We start from the raw sequence: 12,697 nt of genomic DNA, 5'->3' as shown, positions 1-12,697 counted from the left end.
CATCCTTCCGTGCATTTCTGCTAAGTCCCGCCGCAACGCGGCCGCCGACCATGAGCCGCAATAGGGAGAAAAGCATGAAGGCTTCCTGCGCCGCGCTGTCGGCTACCCTGCTGTCCTTTTCAATCCCGGTCCTGGCCGCCGATTATCCGGCACCGAAGCAGGGCGACTGGATCGCCGGGATTTCAAGTTCCACACCGGCGAGACCATGCCGGAGCTGAAGCTGCACTACACCACAATCGGCGAGCCCTCGGGCCAACCGGTGCTGGTGCTGCACGGCACGGGCGGCTCGGGCGCAAGCATGCTGTCACCCGCCTTCGCCGGCGAGCTGTTCGGCGCGGGGCAACCGCTCGACGCCTCCAAATATTACATCATCCTTCCCGACGGCATCGGTCATGGCAAATCGTCGAAGCCCTCCGACGGGATGAAGACGAGCTTCCCGAAATACGATTACGACGACATGGTCGAGGCGCAGCATCGCCTGGTGACGGAGGGCCTCGGCGTCAAGCATCTGCGGCTCGTCATCGGCAATTCGATGGGCGGCATGCACAGCTGGCTGTGGGGCGCGAAATATCCGAACGCGATGGACGCACTGATCCCGATGGCCTCGCAGCCGACCGAGATGGCGTCGCGCAACTGGATGCTGCGGCGGATCATGCTCGACACCATCCGCAACGACCCGGACTACAATGGCGGCAATTACACCAGCCAGCCGCGCATGATGAAATATGCCATCACCGCCTACGGCGTAGCCAGCATCGGCGGCACGCTGGCCTATCAATCGCAGGCGCGGACCGCGGCCAAGGCGGACAAGATCGTCGACGACCGGCTGGCGGCTCCGATCACGGCGGATGCCAACGACTTCGTCTACCAGTGGGAGTCCTCGCACGACTATAATGCCGGCGAGAAGCTGGAGGCCATCGAAGCATCGCTGCTGCTGATCAATTCCGCCGACGACGAGCGCAATCCGCCCGAGACCGGCATCACGGACGCGGCCATGAAGCGGGTCAAGAACGGCCGTCTCTATTTGATCCCGGCGAGCGCCGAGACGCGCGGCCACGGCACCACCGGCAATGCGAAATTCTACAGCGAGCAGGTGCGGCAATTGCTGGAGAGCACACCGCAGCAAACGATCGAATCGGCGCGCCGCTGATTTTGCAGCGCATCATGTGCGGCACTTCGGAGCCGCATATTATTTGGGCATGCAATGCGCTGACAGCTCGGGCTTAATCGCGTCACCGATGGAATCGACGCGAGCAAGACTCGCGCGCGAATAGCGGGACGCGACGAGGAGGGATCGCATGCACAGGCTCGCACTGTGCGTTTGGCTGGTCGTGATGACGGCGCTGACCAGCGCCGCACTCGCATTCGACAACGGGCAATACGACCACATCCCGCCCGATATCCGCGCCTGGTTCAAGAGCGTGATCGCGCCGAACGGTGTGCCCTGCTGCGACGTCTCGGACGGCCATCGCACCGACTACGATGTGCGCAGCGGCGCTTATTGGGTGCCGATCGAAGGGCAGTGGATGGAGGTGCCCGAGCGCACCATCATCCGCGACCGGGGCAATCCGGTCGGCCAGGCCGTGGTGTGGTACGTTCGCCACCGCGGCGCCATCATCATAAGCTGCTTCGTGCCGGCGGACGCCGTGTAATGCGTCTTTATCGATTCCATTGGCTGGAGGCGGCCCGATCGGCTAGCTTGCCGCCAAGCTGAAGCGGAGGCATGCCGTTGACCGATCTTTGCGCCGAAGACCTCGCCACCATCTATGCCAAGCCGAGCCCGCGCGTGATCGCGAAAGCGCGGCCCGCGATCGATGCGCATGCGAAGAAGTTCATCGAGATGTCGCCGTTCTGCGTACTCGCGACGTCGGGCGCGGACGGCAGCGTCGATGCCTCGCCACGCGGCGGCGGCACCGGCTTTGTCCACGTCGCCGGTCCCAACCAATTGCTGATGCCTGACCGCTCCGGCAACAACCGGATCGACAGTTTTCGCAACGTCGTCGAAGGCTCGGGCTTCGTGCACCTGTTGTTCTTCGTGCCCGGGATTGACGAAACGCTACGCGTCGGCGGACGCGGCACGCTGTCGGCCGATCCGGATCTGCTCGCCGCGATGGTCGAATTCGGCAAGCCGCCGCGGGCGGTGCTGAACGTCGCTGTGAGCGAAGTCTATTTCCATTGCGGCAAGGCGCTGATGCGCTCGAAGCTGTGGTCGCCAGAGAAAGTGCAGCGCCCCGGTACTCATACCGGCGCATCCAGATAGATCACGCGGTATGGGTCCCGGCCTTCGCCGGGACGACACCGAGTACGCAGCGACGCCCGAGCTTAATGCCCCTCGCCCTCGAGCCCGCCGACGTGCTTCTGGGTGTAGAGCTCAAGGCCGATGCGGCCGATCAGGTCGAGCTGGGTTTCGAGGAAGTCGATGTGATGCTCCTCGTCGCTCATCAGCTTCTCGAACAGGTCACGCGTGACGTAGTCCTTGGCGCCGTGGCAGTAGGTCGCCGCTTCCTGGTAGAGCGCACGCGCGCTCATCTCGGCAGCGAGGTCGCACTCGATGATCTCCTTGACGTTCTGGCCGATGCGCAGGGGATCGAGCACCTGCATGTTCGGAAAGCCGTCAAAGAACAGGATGCGCGCGGTGAGCTTGTCGGCGTGCTCCATCTCCTCGATGGACTCCTTGCGCCAGACCTTGGCCATGTCGAGGAGGCCCCAATTGTCGAGGAAGCGGTAGTGCAGCCAGTACTGGTTGATCGCAGTCAGTTCGTGACGCAGTGCCTTGTTGAGATAGTCGATGACTTTTGCGTCGCCCTGCATGGTTCACTCCAGCTCTTGCAGTCCAAATCGGCCCAAAACGAATTTAGAATGCTTCTAAGTCAGTTTACGAATGAGGGCAACTGGCTACGGCGGCGCAGCCGGGGAAAAGCTCAGCTGAGCTGGCGAAGGCTTTCAGCAGGCCGCGAGGGCAAACTGGGCGGGCTCGGCCGCCTCGTCATTGGCAGCCACGGTGTGGTTGTGCGGGCAGCCGGCACAGCAGGACTGGGCGCAAGGGCCGAGAGCTTCGTCGATGATGGTCTTGATCGTCCGGGCGCAGCGGCCGCATTCGGCGCTACAGCCGAGGCATCCATAGACCTGCTTGGCATGGCGCACGGCGTCGTCGGACTCGGCGACGGCGGCGCGGATGTCGTCATCGCTCAGCACGTTACAGGAACAAACGATCATGGAAGCGGCAGGCCCTTCGGTGATGCGGCATCATCGATATTTAACGGGCCCGCCGGATGCAAAAGGAAAAAGCGGTATTTGAAGTTATTCCAAACTGGCCCAAAACAGCCTAGAACGGCCCTAAATTTCAGGGTTGCGCTGGATCAAGATTGGAGCGGATCTAATCGCCGCCACCGCCTCCCCCACCGTCACCGCCGCCACCGCAATCGCCGCCACTGCTGCCGCTATCGCTGCTGGAACAGCTGCCGCCGTCGGCCGGGCTGACCGAACTGTCGCTGGAAAACCAGCTTCCCAGCGAGAAGCCGTTATTGCTGCCCGAATAGGTGTCGCCGCTGCTGCTGCCGTCGCCGCCCGCCCCGGCGCGGGAGCGCCGCTGGCCGCGGTTCTGAAGATGGGTGATCCAGCCGTAACCGATCGCGGACACGACCCCGGCCGCAATCAATGCATTGATCATCGCGTTGCCCATCATCGCCTCCCTGGCCGGGCCTACGGTCCATATCAATTGGTCGCCCGCCCCCAAGGTGCCGTTCATTGATCATTCAAGCGAAGTATGGAACTCTGGCCCCAAAGGGTTCCCGCGTGTTCGTACGAAAGGTCAAGCCAATGAAGAAGCTGCTCCTGACGGTCGCCGCCGTCGCCTCCCTGGCCGTTGCGGCCGGATCCCCGGCCCATGCCCAGCGCGGCGTCGCGGCAGGCGTGGCGGCCGGCATCATCGGCGGCGCCATTGTCGGCGGCGCGCTGGCCTCTCCGTATTACTACGGACCTGGCCCCGGCTATTACGAACCCGGCTATTACCCGCCCCGTTACTATGCGCCGGGTCCGGGCTATGTCTCCGACGACTATTACGGCGGCGGCTGCGTCTGGCAGAAGCAGCGCTTCTGGGACGGCTATGCCTGGCGCGCCCGCCGCGTCAGAGTCTGCGGCTGAGACGACCTCGAACCGGTCATCGCGACTGCTTCGCTGGCCGGTTCACTACGGATGCGCCGTTCATCTCCGGGCCTGAAAAAGACCGCTTTTTCTCGTCACAGCTCCGTGTGCGTTTACCGTGGGTTGACCAATTGCGCGCTTCCTAGCTGCACGGCCAATTCCATCAGCGTGTGCGTGAACCTTTGAAACCCGGGCGCCTCTAACAAGAGGAACCCATCTCCCAGGAGAGCCCTGAGCATGAAGAAGACTCTTGTTGCCGCCCTCACGGTTGCGACGATCGCCGGTTCGCTGGTGACTGCCGCTCCGTCCGCCAAGGCGCATGACGGCAGCATCGGCGCCGGCATTGCGGCCGGCCTGATTGGTGGCGCGATCGTCGGCGGCGCCATCGCGTCGAGCCGTCCGGCCTATGGCGGCCCCGTTTACGTCGCCGAGCCCGGCCCGCCGCCCCCGCCCTGCTACTGGCAGCGTCAGCGTTATTGGGACGGTTACGGCTGGGTCGTTCGCCCGGTTCGCGTCTGCTACTGATCTGATCGCACCGGCGCTCGTGAGCGCCGCGATCGAAGCCCGGCCGAGACCTCGGCCGGGCTTTTTCTTTGGTCGCGCGCTATCGCGCCGCCTGGATCGAGCGCAGCACCTCTTCGCTCGGCCAGCAATCGACCTTGAGACCCGCCGACTTCTGATAGGCACCGAGCGCGGCGCGCGTCTGCATGCCGGCCTTGCCGTCGATCTTGTCCTTGTAGAGCCCGACGCGCGTGAGCCCACGCTGCATGGTCTCGACATCCCTGGTGCGCAATTGCTTCGAGGCCGCCCATGGCGTTGCGAACGGCACCGGGCTCGTCATGCGGTCGGCAAGGTGGCCGACGAACAGCACGTAGAGATCGGAGAAATTGTATTCCTTGATGACGAAGTAGTTCTTCGTCGTCAGGAACGATGGGCCATAGATGCCTTCCGGCTGCAGCAGCGAGGCCGGCTGCGCCTGCTCTGCGGCACTCAGCTTCTGCCCGCGCACCGGCACAAAACCTTCGCGCAACCACTGGCCGAGCGGCTTCGTCACCTCGGGCACGCCGGTGGTGCAATCGACCTTCGCGGGTGCTTGCACCTCGTATGCCCAGCGCACACCGCCCTGCCAGCCCTTGTTGACGAGTTGCTGCGCGGCCGAGGCCAGCGCGTCCGGCACCGAATGCCAGATGTCGATGCGGCCGTCGCCGTCGAAATCGACGCCGTGCTTGTAATATTCGGACGGCAGGAACTGCGTCAGCCCGGTGGCGCCCGCCCAGGACGAGCGCATGTCCTTGCGCGTCACCACGCCTTCGCCGAGGATCTTCAGCGCGAGGATGAACTCGGTGCGGTATTGCTCCTTGCGGCGCCCGACATAGGCCTGCGTCGCCAGCACACGGACGAGATCATACGGCAGCGTGTAGCGGCCGTAATCGGTCTCGCGGCCCCAGATCGCGAGCATCACGGTTGCCGGCACGCCTGACTTCTTTTCGATCTCGCTCAGAGAGGCGCGATATTTCTGCAGCAGCCGCTGCCCCTCGCCCGCAAGCCGCGCGATCGAGGCTTCCTTGACGTAATCGGCCGGTACCTGCACGAACTCGGCCTGCGACGGCGCACCTAGCGCGGGCCTTCCGGGCAAGATCAGATCGGGCAGCTTGTAGTCGGGCTCGAGCCCGCGCGTCTGCTCGTCGAACGTCTTGCGCGAGACGCCTTCTGCCTGCGCCTCCGGCCACAGCGAGGCGATGAACTGGGTGAAGGCGGCATCGGCGGCGCGCGCGGACGTCCAGCCGCAGGTGACCACGATCACCGCACCGATGAGCGCCCGCCGCATCATGCCAGGATCACCGCGTCAGCTTCTTGTACTTCACGCGGTGCGGAATGATGCTGTCCTGGCCGAGCCGGCGCATCTTGTCCTTCTCGTAATCCTGGAAGTTGCCTTCGAACCATTCGACGTGGCTGTCGCCTTCGAAGGCCAGGATGTGGGTCGCGATACGGTCGAGGAACCAGCGATCATGGCTGATGATGACGGCGCAGCCGGCAAAATCCTCCAGCGCCTCTTCGAGCGCGCGCAGCGTGTCGACGTCGAGGTCGTTGGTCGGCTCGTCGAGCAGCAGCACGTTGGCGCCGGACTTCAGCATCTTGGCGAGATGCACACGGTTGCGTTCGCCGCCGGAGAGCGCGCCGACCTTCTTCTGCTGGTCCGCGCCCTTGAAGTTGAAGGACGAGCAATAGCCGCGCGAGTTCACTTCCTTCTTGCCGAGCAAGATCAGCTCGTTGCCGCCGGAGATCTCCTCCCACACGTTCTTGCTCCCGTCGAGCGCGTCGCGCGACTGGTCGACATAGCCGAGATGCACGGTCTCGCCGACCGTGATCGTGCCCTTGTCCGGGGTCTCCTGCTTGGTGATCATCTTGAACAGCGTGGTCTTGCCGGCGCCGTTGGCACCGATCACGCCGACAATGCCGCCCGGCGGCAGCTTGAAGGTGAGATCGTCGATCAACAGGCGATCGCCATAGCCTTTGCTGAGGCCTTCGAAATCGACCACATTGGCACCGAGCCGCTCGGCGACAGGAATGATGATCTGCGCGGTCTGGGTCTGCTTCTCGCTCGCCTGCTTGAGTAGCTCCTCGTAGCGCTGATAGCGCGCCTTGGACTTGGCCTGGCGCGCCTTCGGCGAGGACGCGACCCATTCCTGCTCGCGGGCAATCGTCTTCTGGTGCGCGGCGTCTTCGCGTCCTTCCTGCTCCAGCCGCTTCTGCTTCTGCACCAGCCAGGACGAGTAATTGCCCTCGTAGGGAATTCCCTTGCCGCGATCGAGCTCGAGAATCCAGCTCGTGACGTTGTCGAGGAAGTAGCGATCGTGGGTGACGATCAGGATCGCGCCGGGATAGTTGCGCAAATGCCCTTCCAGCCACGACACCGACTCCGCGTCGAGATGGTTGGTCGGCTCGTCCAGCAGCAGCAGATCGGGCTGGTCGAGCAGCAGCTTGCACAGCGCCACGCGGCGGCGCTCGCCGCCCGAGAGCTTGGTGACGTCGGCATCGTCAGGCGGGCAGCGCAGCGCGTCCATGGCCTGGTCGACCTTGCTGTCGAGATCCCAGAGGCCCTGGGCCTCGATCTCGTCCTGCAGCTTGGTCATCTCGTCGGCGGTTTCCTCGGAGTAGTTCATCGCCAGCTCGTTGTAGCGATCGAGGATGGCCTTCTGCTTGGCGACGCCCAGCATGACGTTCTCACGCACGCTCAGTGCCGGATCGAGATGCGGCTCCTGCTCGAGATAGCCGACACGGGCGCCCTGCGCGACCCAAGCCTCGCCGTTATACTCCTTGTCGAGGCCAGCCATGATCTTGAGCAGCGTCGACTTGCCCGAGCCGTTGACGCCGAGCACGCCGATCTTGGCGTCCGGGTAGAACGACAGATGGATGTTATCGAGCACCTTCCGGGTCGGGTAGCTCTTGGTCAGGCCCTGCATGAAATAGATGAACTGGCGCGCCATAGGTCCCGAAAACCTTCGATTTGAGGAAATTTGCTTCGCCGCCGATGTAACGATCCCGCCCCCAAAGGGCAATGTTTTCCGTCCGTTCACCACGGATGAATACGGGACGGACACCATCCGGCCACCGATCCGGACAATTGAAACCATCTTTTAATAAATCAGGCCGAAAGCTCGGTTTCGCGCGGAAACAGCGCCACCCGCTCAGAACGAACGGGAGCACAGCGAGGCCGCATCATGGCTCTGATCGAGACCAACTCACTTCCTGTTCCGGCAGAAGCCGGCCACGTCTCCGGGCTCGTCTCGGAGGTCGCGGGGTTCTGGAAGCGCTTCTTCGCCACCGCCTTCAATCCCTACCGGCCCGAACTGCACTACATGCGTGGACCCGGTCCCGCCTGGCGCGCCAAGCACGGCATGGATGCGCCGTTCCGGCTCAAGCCCCGGGATCTCTGAGCGCCTCCTTCCTATCGGACTTTTGAAGACGCAAGCGGCTTGCGCGCCGTCCTGATTGCGCGCAACCATGGCCTGGTTCCGACGGCGGCGCTCGCCCAGCGCCCTCACCTCTCGCCATCAACTCTGGCCCTGGATGAACGCTGATGAGCCGGCTGCGCTGTGCAATTCTCGACGACTATTTCAACCTCGCGCTCGACGTCGCCGACTGGCAGAAACTGTCCGACCGCCTCGACGTCACCGTGTTCAGCCATCCCTTCGCTTCCGAGCAGGCAGCAGCCAGCGCACTCGCCGATTTCGAGATCATCTGCGCGATGCGCGAGCGGACGGCCTTTCCGAAGAGCCTGTTCGAGAGCTTGCCGAAGCTGAAGCTGCTGCTCACGTCAGGCATGCGCAATGCCGCGATCGACATGGAAGCCGCGAAGGCCCGCGGCGTCACCGTCGGCGGCACGCAATATTCGCGCGATCCCACGGCACCGCTGACCATGGGCCTGATCCTGGAGCTGACCCGCGGCATCGGCCGCGAGAACGCGCGCATGCATGCAGGCGAGCCCTGGCAGACCTTTGCCGGCGTCGAGATCGAGGGCATGACGCTCGGCATTGTCGGGCTCGGCAAGCTCGGCAGCAGGATGGCCGGGATCGCCAAGGCGTTCGGCATGAACGTGATCGCCTGGAGCCCGAACCTCACGCCGGAGAAATGCGCGGCCGCCGGCGTCGGCTACGCTACCAAGGAGGAGCTGTTCGCCAAGGCCGATATCGTCACCATCCACGTGGTGCTCAGCGAGCGCTCGCGCGGGCTGGTCGGAGCGGCCGATCTGGCGCGGATGAAGCCGACGGCCTTTCTCGTCAACACCGCGCGCGGGCCGATCGTGGACGAGCAGGCGCTGCTCGAGGCCTTGCAGCAGCGCAAGATCGCGGGCGCCGGCATCGACGTGTTTTCGGTCGAGCCGCTGCCGGTCGACCATCCCTTCCGCAAGCTCGACAACCTCGTGCTGACGCCGCATCTCGGCTACGCCACCGAGGACGGCCTGCGCATCCATTACGGCCAGATGGTCGAGGCGATCGCTGCCTTCACCAAAGGCAGCGAGCTGCCGCGCAAGCTCGCCTGAATGACCAAGCTCGCCTGAATGACAAAGGGCGTGCCGATGGCACGCCCTTTAGCAATCTGAATATTCGCGGCGCGCTTAGCGCACGGTGACCGGTGCAGGCAGCGGCGGCACGACCGTCGGCTGGGTGCCGGGGACCGGACCAGCCTGGGCGGCCATCGGAGCCGGACCGGCGGCAGGACCGGGCGCCGGCGCAGCGGATGCCGTCGCCGTTCCCGGCGGCGGGCCACCGGGCATCACCACCACGCGGGTGCCGACCTTGACGCGATCGAACAGGTCGGAGACGTCCTCGTTCAGCATGCCGATACAGCCGGACGAGACGAACTTACCGATGGTCGAGGGCTGGTTGGTGCCGTGGATGCGGTAGACGGTCGAGCCGAGATACATCGCGCGGGCGCCGAGCGGATTGCCGGGGCCGCCGGCCATGAAGCGCGGCAGATAAGGCTGGCGCTCGATCATCTCGGTCGGCGGATGCCAATCCGGCCACTCGGCCTTGCGGGTGATCTTCTGCACGCCGGTCCAGGTGAAGCCGTCGCGGCCGACGCGGACGCCGTAGCGGATCGCACGGCCATTGCCGAGCACGTAATAGAGATAGGTGTTGGGGGTATCGACCACGAGGGTGCCCGCGGGCTCCTTGGTCTGGAACGCGACCTCCTGGCGGCGCAGGTTCTGCGGCAGCTGCACCGGCGCAGCATCGGGCTGCTCCTCGGGCGGCAGCGCGGCCATCGTCATCGGTCTTCCATCGGTGCCGACGGGTGGCTGGCCGGCCTGGACCGTACCGGTGGCGGCGGGACCACCAACGGCTTCCGGCGGACGCATGCCGTCATTGGCGGGGGCCTGACCTTGACCCGGGCGATTGGCGTAGATCACCGGCGGCGGACCGGCGGGCCGGCCGTAGCGGGGATCGTCGGGCGACATCACGGGGCCCTGCGATGGGGCGGCCGAATAGACCGGCGCGCCGGACGGACGGCCATAACGTGGATCATCCGGCGACATCACCGGACCCTGCGGCGGCGCGGCCGAGTAGACCGGGGGAGCGCCGACCGGACGGCCATAGCGCGGATCGTCGGCCGGGCCGGGCGGCGGCAGCGATGCCTGCGGCATCGCGTCGTCGTCGTCTTCCAGCGCGTCGAAATTTGGCGTGCGGTCGCCGGGCCGATATTCGGCCGGGGCGCCGTAGCTCGGGGCCTGCTGAACCGGATAGCTCTGAGCCTGCGCGAGCGAGGTTCCCGCCGCAGCGACTGTCGCGGCAGCGCATATCATCAGAAAGTGTTTGATCATCATCGCTCTTGTATAGTCCCCAAGCCCGATCGGACCGTTAACGGCCAGATGGCCGAAGATAGCGGCACATTCAAGACATATCAGGCTTATTTGCGCCGGACCTGCCGATTTGTGATCCGCAAGACTACCGTTGCCCCGTTGCATCACGGGGCGGAAATCAACTCATGGCGTCAATTGCCGGAGCCCTCGGCCCGTTTTTTGCGGAACGGGTCGGAATCGTTGCGGTATGTTCGAATCAGCCTGATTCGCCGCCCATTTGAGCTCCCGATCCCCGCGTGGCGAACGCGGCAAACAGTACCGTCACCGCGTTCAGATGGCTCTTGGGCCCTGGCCTCTTCGCCGCCGGGGCGGAAATTCGCAACCGCTCGATGCTTCCCGGCTTTCGCTTCCTGTTTGCCGCGATCCTGCTGTCAGTCTCCATCCTGGTGTTCGGCCTGGGCGCCGCCGCGCTGCTGCGGGCGAGCCACGAGCAGTATGTCAGCAATCCCTCTTGGCGGAACGGCCCGCAGGAGCAGATGTTCGCGCAGGCTCCCGAGCCAGCCCAGCCGGTGCTCGCGGTCCTCCGCGCCGAGCCGGAGCTGACCGCCGAGCCCGAGCCGTCGCTGCGCGACCGGGTGCCGACCATTGGACTGCCCGAAAGCGAGCCCGAGCAGGTCGCCGCCCTGACGACCGAGACCGAGGCTCAGCCCCAGGTCGCGGCACCTCCGGCTGATGTCCCCGTCGCCGAACCGGCCAAGGCGGAGACGACGACGGAGGCCGCAGCGCCGGCGCCCGCCGATACACTCACCGCTGCCGACGCCACGGCGTCGATCCCCGCGGCCGAGCCTGCCGCGACCGCCAGCGAGCCGGCGCCGGTCGATCCCAGCGCGGCCCTGGCCTCCTCCGCACTCGATGCCGCCTCGGCCAAGCTGGCCGCTCTGAACGAGCCGGCGACGACGGCCGTGAAGGATGCGCCGGCGAAGGCCAAGACCGAGAGCAAGGCTGATAGCAAGCCTGACGACAAGGCGACCAAGCGCAAGGCGAAGGCCAAGAAGCGACACCGCGTGGTGCGACGTCCGCCGCCTCAGCAGCTGCAGCAGCAGCTCGACCCGTTCGGCCAGCCGCAGACCTTTGCGACGACGACCACGCGCGCGCGGTGATGCGCTTGCTTCACCTCGCCCCGCTTGCGGCGAGGGAGCGCACCGTCATCGTGGCGCTCACGCCGGCCCGGTCGCGATCGGCGGGCCTTTTTCCTGGCCCCATTCCGACCACGAGCCGTCATAGAGCGCGGTGTCAGTGATCCCGAGCCGATAGAGCGCCAGCGTCAGCACGCCGGCCGAGACGCCGGAGCCGCAGCTCGTCACGATCGGTGCATCGAGCTTGACGCCCGCGCTCGCGAAGGCGGCGCGCAGATCCTCGAGCGGCTTCATCGTGCCGGTCGCGGCATCGAACAGCTGATTGTAGGGCACGTTGCGCGCGCCGGGGATGTGGCCGGAGCGGATGCCCGCCCGGGGCTCGGGCGCACGGCCCTCGAAGCGGTCGGCGGCGCGCGCGTCGATCACCTGCTCGGCACGGCTTTCGACATTGGCGATCAGCTGCTGCATGCTGCGCACGCGCTTCGGATCGTAGCTCGCCTTGAACGTCGCCGGCTTCGGCTTCACCTCGCCGCCCTCGACCGCTCGCCCCTCGGCGCGCCACTTCTTCAAGCCGCCATTGAGGATGCGCACATTGTTATGGCCGAAGGCCAGGAGCATCCACCAGGCGCGGGGCGCTGCGACCCAGCCGCCGGCATCGTAGAGCACGACGGTGTCGGCGTTGGAGATGCCGAGATTGCCGATGTCACGGCCGAACTGCTCGGCGCTCGGATACATGTGCGGCAGCGGGTTGGAATGATCCGACACCGCATCGACGTCGAAGAACGCAGCGCCCGGCAGGTGTGCGGCGAGATAATCATCCTTCGGCAGCGGCAGCACGCCCGGCAGCTTGAAGCTGGCGTCGAGCACCTTGACGTTGGCATCGTTGATGTGGGCGGCGAGCCATTCGGTGGAGACGAGGGGGTCGGTGGCGCTGGTCATGCGATTTCTTCCTTGTCATTCCGGAGCATGCGCCGCGCGAGCGAGACTGAAGCAGCGCGCGTCGCACTCCGCTGTCATCGCCCGGCCAGTGCGCAATTGCGCACTAGGAACGGGCGATCCAGTATTCCAGAGGCGGTTGTGATGGAACCGAGAGGCCGCGGCGTACTGGATTCCCCGC

The 12,697-nt window shown here is 65.4% G+C and carries 14 protein-coding genes and 1 pseudogene; 8 read left to right on the top strand and 7 right to left on the bottom strand.

Annotated features, from left to right (window positions below):
* Positions 1-74 precede the first annotated feature (74 nt).
* The 3 genes and pseudogenes from A3AS_RS0116095 (at position 75) to A3AS_RS0116085 (ending at position 2,260) form a co-directional block, all read left to right on the top strand.
* Positions 75-1,150 (top strand): annotated as a pseudogene (locus tag A3AS_RS0116095) (alpha/beta fold hydrolase).
* A 148-nt stretch (positions 1,151-1,298) separates the two neighbouring features.
* A complete protein-coding gene (locus A3AS_RS0116090) occupies positions 1,299-1,652 on the top strand; it encodes a hypothetical protein (RefSeq protein WP_018318603.1) in 354 nt (117 codons plus the stop codon).
* Positions 1,653-1,729: 77 nt separating this feature from the next.
* Positions 1,730-2,260, top strand: coding sequence for an MSMEG_1061 family FMN-dependent PPOX-type flavoprotein (locus A3AS_RS0116085; protein WP_245283204.1), 531 nt, complete (start codon positions 1,730-1,732; stop codon positions 2,258-2,260).
* Positions 2,261-2,322: 62 nt separating this feature from the next.
* Here A3AS_RS0116085 and bfr read toward each other — a convergent pair whose 3' ends face one another.
* The 3 genes from bfr to A3AS_RS0116070 all read right to left on the bottom strand — a co-directional run bounded on the left by bfr (position 2,323) and on the right by A3AS_RS0116070 (position 3,685).
* Positions 2,323-2,811 carry a bacterioferritin gene (gene bfr, locus A3AS_RS0116080; protein ID WP_008556076.1) on the bottom strand — a complete coding sequence of 163 codons (489 nt, stop codon included), beginning with the start codon at positions 2,809-2,811 and terminating at the stop codon, positions 2,323-2,325.
* 132 nt (positions 2,812-2,943) lie between these two features.
* A complete protein-coding gene (locus tag A3AS_RS0116075) occupies positions 2,944-3,216 on the bottom strand; it encodes a bacterioferritin-associated ferredoxin (RefSeq protein WP_018318601.1) in 273 nt (90 codons plus the stop codon).
* A 160-nt stretch (positions 3,217-3,376) separates the two neighbouring features.
* Entirely contained in the window at positions 3,377-3,685 is a 309-nt protein-coding gene (locus A3AS_RS0116070) for a hypothetical protein (protein WP_018318600.1), read from the bottom strand.
* A 134-nt stretch (positions 3,686-3,819) separates the two neighbouring features.
* On the opposite strand from A3AS_RS0116070, the gene A3AS_RS0116065 reads away from it, so the two are divergent.
* Positions 3,820-4,143, top strand: a complete 324-nt coding sequence (locus A3AS_RS0116065) for a hypothetical protein (protein WP_018318599.1) — start codon at positions 3,820-3,822, stop codon at positions 4,141-4,143.
* 237 nt (positions 4,144-4,380) lie between these two features.
* Complete coding sequence (locus A3AS_RS0116055) at positions 4,381-4,668, top strand: hypothetical protein (RefSeq protein ID WP_018318597.1); 288 nt, start codon at positions 4,381-4,383, stop codon at positions 4,666-4,668.
* A gap of 79 nt (positions 4,669-4,747) precedes the next feature.
* On the opposite strand, the gene A3AS_RS0116050 is transcribed toward A3AS_RS0116055, so the two are convergent.
* Positions 4,748-5,974: a lytic murein transglycosylase gene (locus A3AS_RS0116050; protein WP_018318596.1), complete on the bottom strand. Its 1,227-nt coding sequence runs from the start codon at positions 5,972-5,974 to the stop codon at positions 4,748-4,750.
* Positions 5,975-5,981: 7 nt separating this feature from the next.
* On the bottom strand, positions 5,982-7,631 hold the full coding sequence (gene ettA, locus A3AS_RS0116045) for an energy-dependent translational throttle protein EttA (protein ID WP_018318595.1): 1,650 nt from the start codon (positions 7,629-7,631) through the stop codon (positions 5,982-5,984).
* A 234-nt stretch (positions 7,632-7,865) separates the two neighbouring features.
* On the opposite strand from ettA, the gene A3AS_RS0116040 reads away from it, so the two are divergent.
* Both A3AS_RS0116040 and A3AS_RS0116035 read left to right on the top strand, forming a co-directional pair.
* Positions 7,866-8,081: a hypothetical protein gene (locus A3AS_RS0116040; protein WP_018318594.1), complete on the top strand. Its 216-nt coding sequence runs from the start codon at positions 7,866-7,868 to the stop codon at positions 8,079-8,081.
* 143 nt (positions 8,082-8,224) lie between these two features.
* A complete protein-coding gene (locus A3AS_RS0116035; protein ID WP_018318593.1) occupies positions 8,225-9,187 on the top strand; it encodes a D-2-hydroxyacid dehydrogenase family protein in 963 nt (320 codons plus the stop codon).
* Between the two features lie 75 nt (positions 9,188-9,262).
* Here the strand turns inward: A3AS_RS0116035 and A3AS_RS0116030 are convergent, their stop codons facing one another.
* Complete coding sequence (locus A3AS_RS0116030) at positions 9,263-10,465, bottom strand: L,D-transpeptidase (protein WP_026202042.1); 1,203 nt, start codon at positions 10,463-10,465, stop codon at positions 9,263-9,265.
* 368 nt (positions 10,466-10,833) lie between these two features.
* Here A3AS_RS0116030 and A3AS_RS0116025 point away from each other — a divergent pair, with 368 nt between their 5' ends.
* Positions 10,834-11,604 (top strand): hypothetical protein, encoded by a 771-nt coding sequence (locus A3AS_RS0116025; RefSeq protein ID WP_026202041.1) that lies wholly within the window; start codon positions 10,834-10,836, stop codon positions 11,602-11,604.
* A gap of 57 nt (positions 11,605-11,661) precedes the next feature.
* Here the strand turns inward: A3AS_RS0116025 and sseA are convergent, their stop codons facing one another.
* Complete coding sequence (gene sseA / locus A3AS_RS0116020) at positions 11,662-12,519, bottom strand: 3-mercaptopyruvate sulfurtransferase (RefSeq protein ID WP_018318590.1); 858 nt, start codon at positions 12,517-12,519, stop codon at positions 11,662-11,664.
* Positions 12,520-12,697 lie beyond the last annotated feature (178 nt).

The sequence above is a fragment of the Bradyrhizobium sp. WSM2793 genome (assembly GCF_000379585.1).
Taxonomy (GTDB): Bacteria; Pseudomonadota; Alphaproteobacteria; order Rhizobiales; family Xanthobacteraceae; genus Bradyrhizobium.
The sequence above is the reverse complement of the archived record's forward strand: the minus strand, read 5'-3'. Positions and strand labels throughout refer to the sequence as shown.